Consider the following 18,076-nt stretch of genomic DNA (forward strand, 5'->3'; position numbering starts at 1 on the left):
GCGAGCGGCCGCGCGGCGGCGGGCGCCGCCGCCGGGCCCGCGGCGGCCAGCGCGGCCAGGATCAGCGTCACCAGCACCGGGCGCATCAGCGACCTCCTTTGTCGCGGGTCCCGCGCGGCCGGCAGCCGCGCACCCCGTCCAGGAACAACCCGGCCAACTCCTCCACGCCGTCGGCGCCGGGAACACGCGCGCCCGCGCGCTCGAACAGCGCGCCCCAGAGCAGCGTCGAGACGAACAGCCCCAGCAGCGAGCGGGCCGCCAGCGCCGGGTCGACGGGGCGGAAGTCGCCGTTGGCGACGCGGCGCGCGATCTCCCCCTCTATCAGCCCCAGCACCGGCTCCACCACCGTCCGGAAGTACTCGCGCGCGAAGCGCTGATCGAACAGCGCCTCGCCGATCACCACCTTCAGCAGGGTCCGGTTGCGGCCGGCCAGCTCGAGGCGGTCGCGCAGGAACGCCCGCACCCAGTCGTCAGGCGGCACGTCTCCGAGACCCGCGAGCAGGTCGTCGGCCGAGCGGACGACCGCGCGGCGCACGAACGTCAGCAGGAGGTCCTCCTTGCCGCGGAAGTGGCGGTACATCGCCCCCTCGGAGACCCCGGCCGCCCGCGCGATCTGCCGCGTCGTGGTCCGCGCGAAGCCGCGCTCCGCGAACAGCCGCGACGCGACGGTGAGCAGCTGCTCTCGCCGCTGCTCACCGGTCATCCTGCGCGGCCGCTCCGCCTGGTGCGCCATCGCCCGCCTCCATTAAGTGAGCGCTTGCTCACATCACGGAATATAGGAGGGCCCGCCGCGGCTGTCAAGCGCGCGTGCCGCGACGGCCCGCGCCGGCCCCCGCACCTTCCCCGCGGGCGAGGAATCGGGTATCATGCCGTCCGCTTTCCACCGGAGGGTGCACGCAACGACATGGAAACCGAACGCGAGCTCCGGGACCGCTACGGTGCGGTCCGCGAGAGGGCCGAGGCCCTCAGGGGGCATCTTTGACCTCGCCGCGCAGCAGAAGCGCCTCGACGCCCTGGACGCCGAGATGGCCAAGCCCGCGTTCTGGAACGACGCGGCGGCGGCGACGGCGGTCTCCAAGGAGCGCAACGCGCTGCTCGTCGAGCTGGAGTTCTGGCACGGGGTCGACCACCGGCTCGAGGAGATTTCGCTGCTCTTCGAGTTGCTCGCCGAGGGGGACCTCGACGCGATACCGGAGATCCGCACGGCCCTGAACTCCTTCACCGCGGAGATCGACGCCAAGGAGATCCGCACCCTGCTCTCCGGCGAGCACGACCGCGCCAACGCCTTCCTCACGATCCACCCCGGCGCCGGCGGCACGGAGAGCCAGGACTGGGCCGAGATGCTCCTGCGCATGTACCTGCGCTGGGCCGAGCGCCGCGGCTTCCGCGCCGAGATCATCGACTACCAGCCGGGCGAGGAGGCGGGGCTCAAGAGCGCCACCGTGCTCGTCTCCGGCGAGTACGCCTTCGGGCTGCTCGCGGCCGAGGTCGGCATCCACCGGCTCGTGCGCATCAGCCCCTTCGACGCCAACGCCCGGCGCCACACCTCGTTCGCCGCAGTGCACGCGATGCCCGAGGTCGACGACGCGGTGGCCATCGACATCCGCGAGGAGGACCTGCGCATCGACACCTACCGCTCCTCGGGCGCCGGCGGCCAGCACATCAACGTCACCGACTCGGCCGTGCGCATCACGCACCTGCCGACGGGCATCGTCGTGCAGTGCCAGAACGAGCGCTCGCAGCACAAGAACAAGTCCTTCGCGATGAAGGTGCTGCGCGCGCGCCTCTTCGAGCGCGAGGCCGCGGAGCAGCAGAAGAAGCTCGACGAGATCCACGGCGAGAAGAAGGGCATCGCCTTCGGCAGCCAGATCCGCTCCTACGTGCTGCACCCCTACCGTCTCGTCAAGGACCTGCGCACGGGGCTGGAGACCGGCAAGGTCGACGACTTCCTCAACGGCGACATCGACGAGTTCATCGACGCCTACCTGCTCAAGCGCGTCCAGGGCGCGGGGGCCAAGAGCGAGAAAGGGAGCTGATGGAGACCGGCGACAACGACCTCATCGCCCAGCGCAAGAAGAAGCTCGCGGAGATCCGCGCGCTGGGAGTGGACCCCTACCCGCACCGCTACGCCCCCACCGACAGCGCCGCGGCGCTGCAGGCGGCGGGCGCCGGCCTCGACCAGGCCGCCCTCGAGGCGCTCGGGCGGCGCGCGCGCATCGCCGGGCGCATCGTGGCGCTGCGCTCCTTCGGCAAGGCGGTCTTCGCGCACCTGCTCGACGCCACCGGCACGATCCAGGTCTACTTCCGCAAGGACGCGCTGCCCGAGGCGACGTTCGAGGTCGTCAAGCGCCTCGACGTCGGCGACATCGTGGGCCTCGCGGGCACGCTCTTCCGCACCAAGACCGGCGAGCTGACGGTGCAGGCCGCGGAGGCGACGCTGCTGACCAAGAGCCTGCGCCCGCTGCCGGAGAAATGGCACGGCCTGACCGACGTCGAGGCGCGCTACCGCCAGCGCTACCTCGACCTGATCGCCAACCCCGAGGTGCGCGGGGTCTTCCGCGTGCGCGCCGCGATCGTCGCCGGCATCCGCGCCTTCTTCGGGGCGCGCGGCTTCCTCGAGGTCGAGACGCCGATGATGCAGGCGATCCCCGGCGGCGCGGCCGCCCGCCCCTTCCGCACCTTCTACAACGCCCTCGACTGCGAGATGTTCCTGCGCGTCGCCCCCGAGCTCTACCTCAAGCGCCTGGTCGTCGGCGGCTTCGAGCGCGTCTTCGAGATCAACCGCAACTTCCGCAACGAGGGGCTGTCGCGCTCGCACAACCCCGAGTTCACGATGCTCGAGTTCTACGCGGCCTACATGGACTATTCCTCGCTGATGGACCTGACGGAGGAGCTGTTCGTCGGCCTCGCGCGCGAGGTGCGCGGCACGACGGTCCTCACCTACCAGGGGCAGGAGGTCGACCTGACCCCGCCCTGGCCGCGGCTGCGCCTCGTCGACTCGCTCTGGGAGCGCGGCGGGCTCGCGCGCGAGCAGGCGCTCGACTTCGAGTTCCTCAAGGCCGAGTGCCTGCGCCGCGGCGTGCCGGTCAAGACGGGCTACGGGATCGGGCGGCTGCAGCTCGAGCTCTTCGAGCGCCTCGTCGAACCGGGGCTGGTGCGGCCGACGTTCGTCACCGACTTCCCGAAGGAGGTTTCCCCGCTGGCCAAGAGCCTCCCGGACCAGCCGGAGCTCGTCGAGCGCTTCGAGCTCTTCGTCGCCGGCCGCGAGCTGGCCAACGCCTTCACCGAGCTCAACGACCCCATCGACCAGCGCGAGCGGCTCGCCGCCCAGGCGCTGGAGCGCGCCGGCGGCGACGAGGAGGCGATGCGCATGGACGAGGACTTCCTCGCCGCCATCGAGCACGGGCTGCCGCCGACCGGCGGCGAGGGGATCGGCATCGACCGCCTGGTGATGCTCTTCACCGACATGCCGAACATCCGCGACGTGATCCTCTTCCCGCAGCTGCGCCCGGAGAAGACGGAAGCCTAGATGGCGGCGGGGAACCGCGCGTGACCGAGAGCCTGCGCCAGGTCCTGCCGCTGCTGCTGCCCTGGGTCGCGGCGGCGCTGCTGCTGGTGCTGACGCTGCCGAGCCTCGCCTACGCCGCGCTGCTGCGGCTGCTGCCGGCGCTGGCGCCCGCGCGGGCGTTCGAGGTGCTCGTCGGCGGCCGCTACCTGCGCTCGCGCCGCTTCCCGCGGCTGCTCTCGGCGGTGACCTTCATCTCGATCAGCGGCGTCACCCTCGGCGTCATGGCCCTGATCATCGTCATCAGCGTCATGACCGGCTTCGAGAGCGACCTCAAGCGCAAGATCCTCGGCACCAACTCGCACATCGTCGTCGTGCCGCAGCTCGGGGGCGCGATCGAGGACTACCGCGGCGCAACCGCCCGCGTGCGCGCGGTGCCCGGCGTGACGGCGGCCGGCCCCTTCATCCTCTCCCAGTCGATGCTCGGCGCCGGCGGCGGCGCGCAGGGCGTGGTGCTGCGCGGCATCGAGCCCCGCGGCGAGGGCTCCGCGCGCGAGCTGGCGCGCACCCTCGTCGTCGGCGACCTCGCCGGGCTCGAGCGGCCGCCCGGCGCCCCCGGTCTCCCGGGCATCGTCGTCGGGGCCGAACTGGCGCGCCAGCTCGGCGTCGTCGTGGGCAGCGAGGTGCGCGCGATATCGCCGTTCGGCTCCACGACCCCCGGGGGCGTCGCGCCGGCCGTGCGCCGCTTCACGGTCATCGGCATCTTCAAGTCCGGCATGTTCGAGTACGATGCCTCGCTGGCGTACGTCGCGCTGGGCGAGGCGCAGGCGCTGTTCGACACCGGGGATGCCGCCACGGGCATCGAGGTGCGCGTCAGGGACTTCGACCGCTCGCGCGAACTGGCCACGCGCATCCAGGAGGCGCTCGGGCCGGCCTACTGGGTGCGCGACTGGACCGAGATGAACCACGCCCTCTTCGGCGCCATCCGCCTCGAGAAGATCGCGATGTTCGTGATCCTGACGCTCATCGTCCTCGTGGCCTCCTTCAGCATCGTCGGCTCCCTCATCATGAAGGTCATCGAGAAGGGCAAGGACATCGCGATCCTCAAGTCGATGGGGGCGACGCAGGCGCAGGTGATGCGCATCTTCGTCCTCGGCGGCTTCCTCATCGGCGCGGTGGGGACGCTGCTGGGCGTCGCCCTCGGCTGGGGCGCCTGCCTCGCGCTCGAGCGCTACAAGTTCATCCCGCTGCCGAGCAGCGTGTACTACATCGACACGCTCCCCGTCCAGGTCGACCCCCCGCTGGTCGCGTGGATCGCCGGGGCCGCCGTGGCGATCAGCGTGCTGGCGACGCTCTACCCGGCGTGGAAGGCGGCGCGGCTCGACCCCATCCCCGCGCTGAGGTACGAGTAATGTCGACGCCGCTGATCGAGGCGCGCGGGCTGGCCAAGCGCTACGCGAGCGGCCGGCGCACGCTCGCCGTCATCGACGGACTCGACCTGGCGGTCGCGGCGGGCGAGACGGTCGCGATCGTCGGCGCCTCCGGCGCCGGCAAGAGCACGCTGCTGCACCTGCTCGGCGGCATCGACCGCCCGAGCGCCGGCGAGATCCTCTTCGAGGGCGCCCGGCTCGACCGGCTCTCCGCGAACGCGCTCGCGCGCTACCGCAACGCCGCCGTGGGCTTCGTCTTCCAGTTCCACTTCCTCATGCCGGACTTCACCGCCCTCGAGAACGTCCAGATGCCCCTGCTCATGGGCGGCGAACGCGCCGGAGCGGCTGGGCGCCGCGCCGCGGAACTGCTGGCGGAGGTCGGTCTCGCCGAGCGCGGCCACCACCGGCCCGGCGAGCTCTCCGGCGGCGAGCAGCAGCGCGTCGCGATCGCGCGCGCCATCGCGCGCTCGCCACGGCTGCTGCTGGCCGACGAGCCGACGGGAAACCTCGACGCCGGCACGGGCGAGGCGGTCTTCGCGCTGCTGCAGCGGCTCAACCGCGAGCACGGCCTGACGACCGTGCTGGTCACGCACAACGAGGGGCTGGCGCGGGCCGCCGGCCGCACCCTCCGACTCGAGGCCGGCCGCTTCGCCGCGCCCTAGAGGGACGAGGCGAGATTGACCGTGGCCGTCAGCTCGTTGCTGAGGTGGCCGCGCTCGTCCTCCAGGATCGCCGTCAGCTTCCAGGTCCCGACCGGGTCGACACCGCAGGTGAAGAAGAAGCCGTCCCAGATCGCCCTGCCCGGCGACGTCGTGAGGTCCAGGTCCGTCCACGGCACCGAGCGCTCCACGCGCGCCCCGGGCTGGCCGGACTTCGTCTGCTCCTCCAGGACGATGGTGAGCCGGTTGTAGTCGCCCTGCGGGTCGTGGTACCCGAAGGAGATGGTCAGCGTGTTCTTCGGACCGCAGATGGCGTTTGGCGGCCCGACGGCCAGGTCCGTGATGACGGGGCTCGAGCGGGCGGTGGATCCGGACGGGGTCAGCCAGTCGCAGCCGGCGGCCGGGAGAAGGACCGCGAGCGTCAGCAGGCACCACAGCACTCGGCGGATCGGCGGCATCGTCATGGCATCCACACCTCCTGCGGCTGAACCTACCGCCGCACGGCCGAAAACGCAAGCGATGGGGAACGCCGGCGGCCGTCGCTCCCGCGCCCGCCGGCGGGGCGGGGTGCCGCCCCGAGGGGGCAGGCGGCGCAACGCGGCGCCCGCGGCCGGCAGAACTCCTTGCCGAGCCGGACGATCAGCGCGTGATACTCGTTGAAGAGGGCGACGTCGGCGGGCAGCGCCCCCGTGAAGAGCCGCTGGATGTCCGCGTAGGCGGCCCCCTCCCCGACGAGCCCGTGGCGCGAGAGCACGCGCCTGGTGTACGCATCGACGACGAACGAGGGCCGGCCGGCCGCGTAGAGCAGGATCGAGTCCGCGGTCTCCGGCCCGATGCCGGTGATCCCGAGCAGTTCCTCCCGCAGCGACGGCCCGGGGACCCGCAGCAGGCGCGCGACGCTCCCGCCGTGGCGCCGCCGCAGGTGCGCAAGCAGGTGCCCGAGCCGCGCGGCCTTGACGCGGAAGTAGCCCGCCGGCCGGATCAGCTCCGCCAGGGCCGCGGGACGCAGCCGCGCCATCGCCCCCGGCGTCAATGCCCGCGCCGCCCGCAGGTTCGCGATCGCCCGCTCGACGTTCCGCCAGTTCGTGTTCTGCGTGAGGATCGCGCCGACCATGACCTCGAACGGCGTCTCGGCCGGCCACCAGCTCTGGGGGCCGAACGCCGCCAGGAGCGCGTCGTGGATCGCCAGCAGCTCGGCGCGCCCGGCACGGCGCCAGCGCCAGGGCCGTTCGTGCGGTCCGGACGCGGCCCGCAGCCTCTTCCGGGCCGCCCCCGGATCCGTGGCATTCTTGACAGGCACCAGCAAATACCCTATAAACCCTGCGCCCTTTACGGCGGTGTAGCTCAGTTGGTCAGAGCACGCGGCTCATATCCGCGGAGTCGGTGGTTCAAGTCCACCCACCGCCACCAGGTCGTCGCTAAGGGCCCATCTGCGGCGTCGGACTCCTCCCGTCTCCCTGCGGCGTACCACTCGTACGCCTCGGTCGCCGGTTCGTCCTCCTCCTTGCATCTGGACCCTTCTCGACGACCTGGTCAGGCACGGTGCCGGTCCGCCCATCTGCGGCGTTGCACTCCTCCCGTCTCCCTGAGGCGTACCACTCGTACGCCTCGGTCGCCGGATCGTCGTGCGCCTTGCATCTGGACCCTTCTCCTCGCCCTGGCCAGGCATGGTGACCGTCAAGGCCAATCTCCGGCCCCGTGGGTCCCGTGCCCGGGCTGCCCGGGCCGGAAGGGAGCGGATTCTTTCGTCCCAGCAAGGCAGCGGAGACGGGCGCGCGGAGGCAGCCTGGTGGCTGCCGCACAAGCTGCCCGATCCGCAACGCCGCTGGGGCGGAAGAAGCCCTCCCTGCCGCCCGGGCCACTCCGTACCCACGCTGCCCGACTCGATGGGGAGCGGATTTTCGCGTCCCTGCAAGGCAGTCGGGATGGGCGCGCGGAGGTGTGCTGGTGCACACCGCACAAGCAGCCCGACCGACAACACAGCAGGGGCGTGAAAAGCCCTCGCCAGCGAGCCGGGCCGCACGGTCACCGTCGCATGCGGTTGAGTTGGGAGACGGCGGCAAATCCCTCGTCGTTGAAACAGAACAGCTCACGCGAGACGAACACGTCCACGAATCGTTGCCCCGGAAAGGCCGCGAACTCGTGCACGCCCAGCAGGTCGGTCGCATCCTGCTGCAGGCAGCGGTCACCATACTCCATGTCGATCCACGCGTGCTCGACCAGCCCATCCGGGGCCGGAATCTGCCCGACGACGACGCGCACGCCGGCGCTCGGCACCCCGAGGGCGCGGTAGAGACTGGCGAGCAGCGCGGCCTTGCCGAGGCAGCTGGCGCGCCCCGCCGCCAGCGTCTCCTCGGGCGGGCCCGTCGCCCGCATCGGCTCGAAGGCGATCTCGTCGCGCACGAAGCCATAGGCAGCCTCCAGCGAACCGAGTCGCCGCGCGAGGTCCGCCACCGCCGGCGCCTCGGGAGTGACCAGCGCGCTGTAGTCCCGCGGATGGTTCACCCGCATCTGGTGGAACGCCGGCGGCGCCGGCTCCGCCCCGCCCAGGCGATTGCCGAGCGCGACGCCCAGGGCCAGGGTCACCGCCGCCGCCGCCGCGTGCCGCAGGTAGCGCCGCGCACTATCCACCAACCGGCCAGTCATCATCCCACTTGCCTTGTAGACTGAGCCCCGGGCGGTGTCAAGCGCCCGCCCTGCCGTCACTCGCGCGTGCGCGGCCGCCTGTTCGCCGCCAGCACCTTCTTGCGGAAGCGGAAGACCGCCGGGGTGACCTCGAGCAGCTCGTCCTCCCGCAGGAACTCGAGCGCCTGCTCGAGGCTGAAGGTGCGCGGCGGCACCAGCTGCACGGTCTCCTCCGACGTCGAGGCGCGCATGTTCGTCAGCTTCTTCTCCTTGACGATGTTCACGTCCAGGTCGTTCGGCCGCGCGTTCTCGCCGACGATCATCCCCTCGTAGACCTCGTCGCCGGGGTGCACGAAGAGCGTCCCGCGCGGCTGCAGGTGCTCGATCGCGTAGGAGGTCGCCCTGCCCGGCCGGTCGGCGACGAGGGCGCCGTTCGGCCGCTGCGCGATCTCCCCCTTCCACGGCTCGTGGCCGTCGAAGAGGTGGTTCATGATGCCGGCGCCGCGCGTCTCGGTCAGGAACTGGGTGCGAAAACCGATGAGCCCGCGCGCCGGGATGCGGAACTCGAGGCGGGCGCGGCCGCTGCCGTGGTTGACCATCTTCATCATGCGGCCGCGGCGCGCGCCGACCATCTGGGTCACGGCGCCCACGACCTCCTCCGGGCAGTCGACGATGAGCACCTCCACCGGCTCGTGCCGCGCGCCGTCGATGACCTTCGTCACGACCTCCGGCCGCCCGACCGACAGCTCGTAGCCCTCGCGCCGCATCGTCTCGATGATGATCGCCAGCTGCAGCTCGCCGCGGCCGGCGACGAGGAAGGCGTCCGGCGCCTCCGTCGGCTCGATGCGGATCGCGACGTTGGCGAGGGCCTCGCGCGCGAGCCGGTCGCGCAGGTGCCGCGAGGTGACGTACTTGCCGTCGCGCCCCGAGAGCGGCGAGGAGTTCACCGAGAAGACCACCGCGATCGTCGGCTCGTCGACCGTGATCGGCGGCAGCGGCCGCGGCGTCTCCGGGTCGGAGAGCGTCTCGCCGATGCAGACCTCCGCGAACCCCGAGAGCGCCACGATGTCGCCGGGACCGGCCTCGGCCACCGCGACGCGCCGCAGCCCCGCGTGCCCGAAGAGGCCGGTGACCTTGGCCGTGACCACCGAGCCGTCCAGCCGGCACAGCGCGGCCTGCTGGTCCTTGCGCAGCCGCCCGTTGAAGATCCGCCCGACGATGAGCCGGCCGATGTAGTCGTCGTAGTCGATGTTGGCCACCAGCAGCTGCAGCGGCGCCTCCGGGTCGTAGCGCGGCGGGGGCACCGTCGTGACGATCGCCTCGAGCAGCGGGAGCAGGAGCTGGTCCTCGCCGTCCGCGGTCGTGCGGCAGGTCCCCTTGCGCGCGTTGCAGTAGAAGACCGGGAAATCCAGTTGGTCCTCGGCGGCATCGAGGTCGATGAACAGGTCGTAGACCTCGTTGAGCACCTCCGCCGTGCGCGCGTCGGGGCGGTCGATCTTGTTGATGACGAGGATCGGCGTGAGCTTCTTCTCCAGCGCCTTGCCGAGGACGAAGCGCGTCTGCGGCAGCGGCCCCTCGCTCGCGTCCACGAGGAGCATCACGCCGTCGACCATCGAGAGCGTGCGCTCGACCTCGCCGCCGAAGTCCGCGTGCCCCGGCGTGTCGACGATGTTGATGTGCACGCCGTTGAACTCCACCGAGGTGTTCTTGGCCATGATGGTGATGCCCTTCTCGCGCTCGAGCGACATCGAGTCCATCACGCGCACCGCGACGTTCTCGTTCGCGCGGAACGTGCCGCTCTGCCAGAGCAGGGCGTCCACGAGCGTGGTCTTGCCGTGGTCGACGTGGGCGATGATGGCGATGTTGCGGACGTCCTCGCGGGTGGCGGTGCACATGGGCGGGTCTTCTCCTTGCGGCGGCCGGACGGCGGCCGCGCTTTCAGGGTTCGACGAATTCGGCGCGCAGGACCATGTCCACGGACCAGACGCGCCGCAGCGGGTCGTAGCCGGCCAGCAGCCGGCTGTAGAAGGCTTCGAGCCCGGCGGGGGCCGCAAAACGCATCTCCTCCCCCGGGGAGACGAGGACCTCGGCGCGCTCGGCCGGGAAGGCGATGGTGCGCCGCGCGCGCCCCTGCGCGTAGCCGAACTCCGGGATCAGCGCGATGCGCAGGGCGCCGTCGCCGGCAGCGACCGCCTGGACCTCGAGCGCGGACTCCACGTCGCGCCACTCCGTCTTGTCCTCGAGCAGGCCGCAGCGGCGGCCGTGCCCGAGGAACCAGCCCGCGAACGGTATCTCGCGCCCGACGCGGATGAGACCGCGCGCGTCCTGCTCCAGCGTCAGGCTCTGGCGGGACGGCGAACTGGCCACCGTGCGCACCTGCCCCCAGCGCGCGGCGCCCGCATCCGCGGGGACCGTGGGGACGAGGATCTGGCCGGTGGCGCCCCACGCGGCCTCCTGGCCGCTGGCCCGGTCGACAAAGCGCGTCTCGATCCGCACCCGACGCCTCTGCTCCCCCGCGTGCGACGGGCCCTGGGCGTGCGAGGGGCCCCCGCGGCACAGAAGAAGGACCGCGAGGCCCGCGGCGATCGCCGCCGCCGGGCGGAGCGTGTGCGTTGCCTTCATGTCGTTCCTGCGCAATTATACCCCAAACTGTTGGGAACCTGTAATTTTTTCTTGCACGTGGCCCCGGAGGGTTTATAATCGCCGCACGGGTAGGGGGGGCGCTGCGCGCCTGCCGCATTCCGCAGGCTCGGATCGCGCCATTTCAGACCGGACAACGCCGTCTCCGCGCAGGCAAGGGGGGGTGTGATGTCGCGACCGAAGAGGATCTGGTGCTGGATCGCCGCGGCCGCTGCCGTCGGGGTGACCCTGGCGGGGGCGGGGGGATGCGCGTCGATGCGCGACAGTCGCGCGACGTGGCCCATCAAGGAGTACGAGAAGCTGATCGCCGGCCGCCTTGACGCCGACTACGTCGGCAACGTCACCTGCCTCGCCAAGTGCCACGCGCACGATGCCATCGCGCGCGACTTCCGGCTGAGCGTCCACGGCGAGCAGATCGCGGCCGAGACCGGCCTGCCGCTCGTCAACTGCGAGTCCTGTCACGGCCCCGGGAGCCTGGCGATCGCGAACATCGTCGAGGGCAAGTGCGACGCCTCGACGTTCATCGACCTGGAGAAGATCCCCGCGGGGGCGAAGTCGCTGATCTGCCTCAAGTGCCACGCCGGCCAGTCGGTCAAGAGCATCACCGCCTGGCCCGGCAGCCGCCACGCCGCGGCCGACGTCTCCTGCCTCGACTGCCACAAGCTGCACAAGGGACCAGGGCAGAAGGTGGCGCGCAAGGAGATCTACCCGCTGTGCTCCTCGTGCCACAGCCGCGAGGCCGCGATGTCCAACCTCCCCTCGCGCCACCCGCTGGCCGAGGGGATCATGACCTGCGCCGACTGCCACGACCCGCACGGCACGCTCAACGACGGCGACCTGCGCGAGCCGACGACGCGCCTGCTCTGCGCGAAATGCCACGCCGACAAGGCCGGGCCGTTCGTCTTCGAGCACGCGGACCTCATGACCGACTGCCAGACCTGCCACGAGCCGCACGGCTCCACGAACAGCGAGATGACCAGGTGGGCGAGGCCGTTCCTCTGCCTGCAGTGCCACCAGGGTCACAACGGCACGCGGCGGCCCGTCCTCACGTCGGGCGACAAGGCGGCCAGGACGGTCTTCTTCGGCGACTGCGCCGCCTGCCACACGCGGATCCACGGCACTGATCTGCCGGGATACCGCAACGACGACCGGTTCACCCGCTAGCGCGACGGAAGGAGAGCGACCATGCGAACGACAATCCTGCACGCCGTCGCCGGCCGTGCCCTTGCCGCGCTCGGCGTCCTCGCAGTGCTCGCGCTGACCGCCGACCCGGTGCGGGCGGACGAGACCCCCGTGCCCCAGGGCGACAAGATCTCCGAGATCCGGCTCGAGGCCGGCTACCACGTGGTCGACACCTCGGACAACGGGCGGCTGCTGTTTCCCTACGAGCCCTTTGAGAACAGCCTGACCCTCGGTTTCGACCTGCTCTACCTGACCCCCGGCTTCGGCACGCTGCAGGCCGAGGGGAGCTACCTCGGCGAGAAAGCCTGGGACGCCGGCTTCGAGTACAACCACGGCGCGGACGTCGACCTCAAGGCGTCGACGCGCGCCTTCGTCCACCAGGACGAGCACAAGGCCGCGGTGCCAAGGGTCCGCTCCGGCTCGATCGAGGTGGACGCCGACGACGCCGACCCGGACGCCGAGTACGTGGACGAGCGGCGCGAGAGCACCGCCTCGCTCAAGGTGCGCGTCCCCTCCTACCCGGCGCACCTGCGCGCCAGCGGCCGCGTGATGACCCACAAGGGCGACCAGCAGCTGCGCTACTTCTACCGCAGCTGCAGCACGCATCTCTGCCACGTCAACCAGAGGAGCCGGGAGCTCGACCAGGAGACCCGCGAGTTCGCGATCGGCTTCGACACGCACGCGGGGCCCGTGGACATCGCGTACACCCGCTCGGCGCGCACGTTCGAGGACAACGCCCCGGACCCCGTGGATGCCGTCGGCACCATCAACAACGGCCTCCCGGCGGGCAGCTACGTGCACGACGTCAACCCGGACCTCAGCTCGTACGCCGACACCGTCACCCTGAACTCGAACCTCACGAACCGGATCGTCTTCTCGGGGAGCTACGAGGGCGGCGAGCAGGAGAACGACATGAGCGGGGTCGAGCGCCGCACCCACAGCGCCGGCGGCTCGCTCAGCTGGCGCGTGGCGCAGGGGGCCCTGGTGACCGCGCGCTACACCTACGACGACGAGCGCTCCGGGGACCTGAGCGCCGAGGCGCGCGCCCTGCGGGACAAGAACAACGAGGACGAGGCCGCCGAGGGCTTCACCCACCAGCACGCCGTCGAGCCGGAGCGCACCCGCAACACCGTTGAGCTCTCGGCGCGCGTCTCGCCGTTCGACCGGCTCGATCTCACCCCCCGGCTGCGCTACCGCACGCTCGAGCGCTACGCCATCCTCTGGATGCAGGGCGACTCGTACGTCGACAAGACGCAGAAGACCGCGAGCACCCTCGCCGACCTCGGGGCGCGCTACCGCCTCTCGCAGCAGCTGCAGCTCGACGGATCGCTCGGGAACGAGTGGACGGACGACCCGGTCTACGCGCTCGAGAACTCCACGATCCTGCGCTACGGCCTCGGCGGCAGCTGGACGCCGGCGGCCGCGCTGCTGGTGCGCCTGTCCTGGCAGGGCTACCGCGGGGAGAACGACGTCCAGGACGCGCTGCAGCGCGCCTACGCCGCGCGGGCGCCCTACGACGACCTCGACCGCGAGGTCAACGGCGACGCCTTCTCCGCGCTCGTCTCCTACGCCCCGACCAAGGCGGTGAGCCTCTCGGCGGCCTGTAGCCTCGCGGACAACGGCATCGACCAGGACATGATCTTCGGCAGCCCGGACGCACCCACGTTCTCCTTCCTCAGCCGGGACACGGAGTGGACCGGCAGGGTCGAGATGCTCGACCTGCGCGCCAGCTGGGCGGTGACCAAGCGGGTCACGCTCACCGCCGAGGGCATGTGGATCGACAGCCTCGAGCACTACGCGCCCACCTTCCCGGAGGGCGGGTATCTCAAGCAGATCAGCACCGTCGACTTCACCAAGCTCTACGCGACCCTCGCCGCCGACGTGCGCCTCACCGAGCGGTTCGGCCTGCTCGTCTCCGGCTCCTGGGCGGACTTCGAAGACCGGGTCGACGACGCGAACGACGGCTCGACGCTGGGCGCGACCGTCGGGGTGAACGTGCGATGGTAGGCGCGGCAATCCACCGTGGGCTCCGGGGGCGGGCAGTGCCCGCCCTCGCCCTCGCCCTCGCGCTGGCCGCGCTCCCCGCGGCCGGCTGGGGCAAGACCCTCGGCGTCATCTACCCCGAGACGTGCGCCGTCTACGACACCGCCACCGACGCGCTCAAGGCGCAGCTCGCCGCCGCGGGATTCGGCCCCGGCAAGCTGGACATCTTCGTGCAGAAGCCGGCCGCCGACCCCATGTCCTGGGCGAACGCGCTGCGCAAGTTCGGGGCGGTGGAGGCCGACCTCGTCATCATCTTCGGCGACAGCCTGCTGCAGGCGGCGTGCAAGGAGAAGCTGCGCCTGCCGCTCGGCTACGGCTTCGTCTTCGAGCCGGGCCTCGCCGGCTGCGCCCGCTCCGCCACGAACCCCGGGGGCAACGCCTCCGGCGTGAGCGCCAAGACGCCGCTCGCCACCCTGCTTGCCAAGGCGAAGCTGATGACGGACTTCTCGACCATCGGCGTCTTCGACTTCCCCGGCGACCCAGTCGGCAAGGCCCAGATCGAGGAGCTGCGCGGCAAGGAGCGGGAGATGGGCTTCACGGTGACACCGATCACGGTCGCCGACCGCGACCAGAGCGCCGCCGCCCTGCGGGCCGCCCCGCCGCTCGGCGCCCTGCTCATGCCGGGCTGCCCGATCGTCGCCGGCCAGACCGAGCAGCTGCTGGCCATCGCCGCCGAGAAGCGGATCGCCACCATCTCGCTGCTGCCCCCGCGGGGCGGCGCGGCGCCGCTGCTGGCGCTCTACCCGAGCCCGGAGGAGCAGGGGCGCCTCGTCGGGGACCTCGCGGTGCAGATCCTGACGAAGGGGCCGTCTGCGGCCCCGACGACGCCGATCGCCCCGAAGAAGATCGAGCTCGAGGTCAACCTCCCGCTGGCCAAGCAGATCGGGGCGAAGGTCCCGATGTCGCTGCTCGAGAGCGCAACCCGCATCATCAAGTGAGGACCTGACCATGCTTGCACGCCTCGCCGCACTCAGGCTCCGGACCAAGGCCGCGACCGTCGTCGGGCTGATCCTCGTCGTCGTGCTCGGCTTCAACGGCCTGCTCAGCGCCCGGCTGCTCGTGCGCGAGCTGCGCGCGGGCCTGCAGGTGAAGGCGCTCGTGCTCGGCCAGCTCTTCGTCAAGGACGTCAAGAAGGTGCTCGACTTCGGACTCGGCCTCAAGGACCTCGAAGACGCGTCGACGCGCTGCCGCGCGCTCGTCACGGAGTACCCCGACCTCGCCTACGTCATGATCGTCGACGCCGGGGGGACCGTCCTCTTCCACAACGACCCCGCCCGCGCGGGCAAGCCGGCGGGCGAGCTCCTGCCGGCCGGGCTCAGCGAGGCGCGCGACCCGCTCACCACGACCTCCCGGGTGGGGGCCGAGACCATCGACAGCACCGCCCTGCCCGTGCGCGACACCGCGGGCACCTACGCCGGGGCGGTGGTGCTCGGCGTGCGCCGCTCGGCGATCTCCTCCCAGGTCAACACCAACGTCCGCAACGCCCTGCTCACCGGGGCGCTCTCGTTCGCGGGGACGCTCGCGCTGATCATGCTCTTCATCACCAGCCAGATCAGCCGCCCGGTGGAGAAGCTCGTCGGGGCCGCGAACGCGGTGGCCGAGGGCGACCTGACACGCACCATCGAGACCACCACGCGCGACGAGATCTTCGACCTCTACACCGCGTTCAACCACATGCTCACGAGCCTGCGGGAGCTCCAGGGCCGCACGGCCGCCGCCTTCCAGGAGCTGGAGAAGGCGGTCGCCGACGTCTCGGGGCTCGCCGGCGGCCTCGAGAGCGGCGCGGGCGCGCAGTCGCGCTCGATCGAGGAGATCTCCGTCTTCATCTCGCACATGAACGAGCAGTCCCGCGCGGTCTCCCGCACGATGGAGGACCTCGCGCGCACCTCCGAGGAGACGAGCGCCTCGATCCTCGAGATGATCGCCTCCATCGAGCAGGTGGCGCGCAACTCCGAGGCGCTCTCCGCGAACGTCGCCCAGACCTCGGCCTCCGTCGAGGAGGTCCTGACCTCGAACAAGGAGGTCGCGCGCAACGTCGAGTCCTTCAGCCTGCTCATCGCCAAGACGACCTCGGCGGTGACGCAGATCGACGCCAGCGTTAAGGAGGTGCAGGCCCTGGCCCAGGACTCGCGCCAGGTCTCCGAGCAGGTCAAGGAGAACGCCCAGCGCGAGGGCGGCGCCGCGATCGAGGAGGCCATGGGCGAGATGTCGACGATCCGCACCTCCGTGCTCAAGCTCGCGGAGACCGTCGAGCAGCTCGGCGGGAGCGTCGACAACATCGGCGAGATCCTCGTGGTCATCGACGACGTGGCCGAGCAGACGAACCTGCTGGCGCTCAACGCCGCGATCATCGCCGCGCAGGCCGGGGAGCATGGCCGGGGCTTCGCGGTCGTCGCCGGCGAGATTCGCGAGCTGGCCGAGCGCACCTCGAACTCGACCCGCGAGATCGCGCGGGTCATCACCGGCATCCAGCAGGAGAGCCGCGCCGTCGGGCAGCTCGTGCGCGACGGGGTCTCGCGGGTCGACGCCGGCGTGCTCGCCGTCGGGCGCACCGATGCCGCGCTCAAGAAGATCATCGCCAGCTCGGCGCGCGCCTCCGCCATGAGCGCGCGCATCGCCGAGGCCACGGGCGAGCAGGCGGTGGGCAGCCGCGAGGTCGCGCGCAGCGTCACCGAGGTCTCCGAGCGCTCGGCGGAGATCCTGCGGGCGACGAGCGAGCAGGCGCGCGGCAGCGAGACCGTGATGCGCGCGGTCGAGCTGATGCGCGACATGGCCGAGCAGGTGCGGCGGGCGACCGTCGAGCAGACCTCGGGGGCCAGGCTGATCGCCAAGGCGAGCGAGAACGCGACGGCGCTCGCCCGCACGGTGAACAAGGACTCCCAGGAGGGCCTGCGGCTCTCCGAGCGCTCGGTGAGCGAGGTCGCGACGATCCGCGCCGCCGCCAAGGAGACGCTCGAGATCGTCTCGCGCATGAAGCAGATCGTCGACTCCTTCGGGCAGCTCGCCGCGCACCTGAAGAAGACGCTCTCGCAGTTCCGGACCTAGTGCTCCGCGCGTTTCTGGCGCACGCGGGCCGGCACGGGCTGCTGCCGCCCGGGGCCCGCGTGATCGCGGCGCTCTCGGGCGGCGCGGACTCCACCTGCCTGCTGCACCTGCTGCTGGAGGCACGCGCGCCCCTGGGCCTTCAGATCGAGGTCGCGCACGTCAACCACCGCCTGCGCGGGCGCGCCGCCGAGCGCGACGCGGCGGCCGTCGAGCGCCTGGCGCGGCGCAACGGCCTGCCCTTCCACCTCGGGCTCGGCCGCCCCTTCACCGCCGCGGAGCGCAGGAGCGCCTCACTGCAGGAGCTGGCGCGCGAGCTGCGCCTCGGCTTCCTGCTGCGCCTGGCACGGCGCCGGCGCGCGCGGGTCGCGCTCGCCCACACCGCCGACGACCAGGCCGAGACGCTGCTCATGCGCATGCTCGGCGGCGCCGGCCCGCCGGGCCTCTGCGGCATCCCCCCGGCCAGCCACGGCGGGCTCCTCGTCCACCCCCTGCTCTGCGCACGCCGCGCCGAGATCGAGGCCTGGCTCGCCGAGCGGGGGCTGCGCTGGCGGACCGACCGCAGCAACCGCTCGCCGCGCTACCTGCGCAACCGGGTGCGCCACGAGCTGCTGCCGCTGATCGCTCGGGACTACAACCCGGCCATCGTCGGCCACCTTGACCGGCTCGCGCGGGCGCTGCGGCTGGACAACGACGCCCTGGAGGCCGAGGCGTCCCGCCTGCTCCGGGAGGCGATCGCCACCCCGGGCGTCCGGTCCTTCCCGGCCGGGCTCCTGGACTCCGCCCCGCGCGCCGTCGCCGCCCGGGCGCTCCTCGCGGCCCTGCGCGCGCTCGCCCCGCGACGCGCGGACTTCTCGAGCCGCCACCTCGAGGCGCTCCTCGCCCCGGGGAGCGGCGAGCGCTCCTGGGACCTGCCAGGGGGCGTCAGTGCGCGACGCGACGGCGCCGGG

The 18,076-nt window shown here is 71.8% G+C and carries 15 protein-coding genes and 1 tRNA gene; 10 read left to right on the plus strand and 6 right to left on the minus strand.

The features are described 5' to 3' along the window. Positions 1-85: 85 nt before the first annotated feature. The gene (locus VI078_10415) at positions 86-733 is read right to left on the minus strand and encodes a TetR/AcrR family transcriptional regulator (GenBank protein HEY5999693.1); all 648 of its coding nucleotides are present in this window, start codon (positions 731-733) and stop codon (positions 86-88) included. A 171-nt stretch (positions 734-904) separates the two neighbouring features. Between VI078_10415 and prfB the strand changes: the two genes are divergently transcribed. The 4 genes from prfB (at position 905) to VI078_10435 (ending at position 5,597) form a co-directional block, all read left to right on the plus strand. After that, positions 905-2,036, plus strand: a protein-coding gene (gene prfB / locus VI078_10420; GenBank protein ID HEY5999694.1) for a peptide chain release factor 2 whose coding sequence is annotated in 2 segments (ribosomal slippage) — positions 905-976 and positions 978-2,036 — 1,131 coding nt in all. Because the reading frame shifts where the segments join, the coding sequence is not laid out codon by codon here. Continuing rightward, the gene (gene lysS, locus VI078_10425) at positions 2,036-3,529 is read left to right on the plus strand and encodes a lysine--tRNA ligase (GenBank protein HEY5999695.1); all 1,494 of its coding nucleotides are present in this window, start codon (positions 2,036-2,038) and stop codon (positions 3,527-3,529) included. Before prfB ends, lysS begins: the two co-directional genes overlap by 1 nt. Before the next feature lie 20 nt (positions 3,530-3,549). Continuing rightward, a complete protein-coding gene (locus tag VI078_10430; protein HEY5999696.1) occupies positions 3,550-4,917 on the plus strand; it encodes a lipoprotein-releasing ABC transporter permease subunit in 1,368 nt (455 codons plus the stop codon). Then, positions 4,917-5,597 (plus strand): ABC transporter ATP-binding protein, encoded by a 681-nt coding sequence (locus tag VI078_10435; GenBank protein ID HEY5999697.1) that lies wholly within the window; start codon positions 4,917-4,919, stop codon positions 5,595-5,597. Before VI078_10430 ends, VI078_10435 begins: the two co-directional genes overlap by 1 nt. Here the strand turns inward: VI078_10435 and VI078_10440 are convergent. Beyond that, entirely contained in the window at positions 5,594-6,058 is a 465-nt protein-coding gene (locus VI078_10440) for a hypothetical protein (protein HEY5999698.1), read from the minus strand. The genes VI078_10435 and VI078_10440 overlap by 4 nt on opposite strands. 26 nt (positions 6,059-6,084) lie before the next feature. After that, a complete protein-coding gene (locus tag VI078_10445; protein HEY5999699.1) occupies positions 6,085-6,786 on the minus strand; it encodes an endonuclease III domain-containing protein in 702 nt (233 codons plus the stop codon). A gap of 141 nt (positions 6,787-6,927) precedes the next feature. Here VI078_10445 and VI078_10450 point away from each other — a divergent pair. Next, positions 6,928-7,004: transfer RNA gene (locus VI078_10450), tRNA-Met, on the plus strand. 615 nt (positions 7,005-7,619) lie between these two features. Here VI078_10450 and VI078_10455 read toward each other — a convergent pair. From VI078_10455 to VI078_10465, 3 genes are all read right to left on the minus strand, one after another. Beyond that, positions 7,620-8,225 carry a transglutaminase-like domain-containing protein gene (locus tag VI078_10455; GenBank protein HEY5999700.1) on the minus strand — a complete coding sequence of 202 codons (606 nt, stop codon included), beginning with the start codon at positions 8,223-8,225 and terminating at the stop codon, positions 7,620-7,622. Between the two features lie 71 nt (positions 8,226-8,296). Beyond that, positions 8,297-10,114, minus strand: coding sequence for a translational GTPase TypA (gene typA / locus VI078_10460; protein HEY5999701.1), 1,818 nt, complete (start codon positions 10,112-10,114; stop codon positions 8,297-8,299). Between the two features lie 43 nt (positions 10,115-10,157). Further along, positions 10,158-10,841, minus strand: coding sequence for a hypothetical protein (locus VI078_10465; GenBank protein HEY5999702.1), 684 nt, complete (start codon positions 10,839-10,841; stop codon positions 10,158-10,160). Positions 10,842-11,027: 186 nt separating this feature from the next. On the opposite strand from VI078_10465, the gene VI078_10470 reads away from it, so the two are divergent. The 5 genes from VI078_10470 to tilS all read left to right on the plus strand — a co-directional run. Beyond that, positions 11,028-12,023 (plus strand): DmsE family decaheme c-type cytochrome, encoded by a 996-nt coding sequence (locus VI078_10470; protein HEY5999703.1) that lies wholly within the window; start codon positions 11,028-11,030, stop codon positions 12,021-12,023. A 21-nt stretch (positions 12,024-12,044) separates the two neighbouring features. Beyond that, positions 12,045-14,048 carry a hypothetical protein gene (locus VI078_10475; protein ID HEY5999704.1) on the plus strand — a complete coding sequence of 668 codons (2,004 nt, stop codon included), beginning with the start codon at positions 12,045-12,047 and terminating at the stop codon, positions 14,046-14,048. Between the two features lie 35 nt (positions 14,049-14,083). Then, positions 14,084-15,022 carry an ABC transporter substrate binding protein gene (locus tag VI078_10480; protein ID HEY5999705.1) on the plus strand — a complete coding sequence of 313 codons (939 nt, stop codon included), beginning with the start codon at positions 14,084-14,086 and terminating at the stop codon, positions 15,020-15,022. Between the two features lie 10 nt (positions 15,023-15,032). Beyond that, positions 15,033-17,129 (plus strand): methyl-accepting chemotaxis protein, encoded by a 2,097-nt coding sequence (locus tag VI078_10485; protein HEY5999706.1) that lies wholly within the window; start codon positions 15,033-15,035, stop codon positions 17,127-17,129. Continuing rightward, positions 17,129-18,076: tRNA lysidine(34) synthetase TilS (gene tilS, locus VI078_10490; GenBank protein HEY5999707.1), on the plus strand; the 948-nt coding region annotated here is incomplete at its 3' end. The genes VI078_10485 and tilS, both read left to right, overlap by 1 nt.

The organism is bacterium (genome assembly GCA_036524115.1).
Lineage (GTDB): Bacteria > JAUVQV01 > JAUVQV01 > JAUVQV01 > DATDCY01 > DATDCY01.

Coding starts and splice junctions, on each gene's coding strand:
- VI078_10475 (HEY5999704.1), top strand. CDS start 12,045: ATGCGAACGACAATCCTGCACGCCGTCGCCGGCCGTGCCCTTGCCGCG.
- VI078_10415 (HEY5999693.1), bottom strand. CDS start 733: ATGGCGCACCAGGCGGAGCGGCCGCGCAGGATGACCGGTGAGCAGCGG.
- typA (HEY5999701.1), bottom strand. CDS start 10,114: ATGTGCACCGCCACCCGCGAGGACGTCCGCAACATCGCCATCATCGCC.
- lysS (HEY5999695.1), top strand. CDS start 2,036: ATGGAGACCGGCGACAACGACCTCATCGCCCAGCGCAAGAAGAAGCTC.
- VI078_10440 (HEY5999698.1), bottom strand. CDS start 6,058: ATGACGATGCCGCCGATCCGCCGAGTGCTGTGGTGCCTGCTGACGCTC.
- VI078_10435 (HEY5999697.1), top strand. CDS start 4,917: ATGTCGACGCCGCTGATCGAGGCGCGCGGGCTGGCCAAGCGCTACGCG.
- VI078_10465 (HEY5999702.1), bottom strand. CDS start 10,841: ATGAAGGCAACGCACACGCTCCGCCCGGCGGCGGCGATCGCCGCGGGC.
- VI078_10470 (HEY5999703.1), top strand. CDS start 11,028: ATGTCGCGACCGAAGAGGATCTGGTGCTGGATCGCCGCGGCCGCTGCC.
- VI078_10485 (HEY5999706.1), top strand. CDS start 15,033: ATGCTTGCACGCCTCGCCGCACTCAGGCTCCGGACCAAGGCCGCGACC.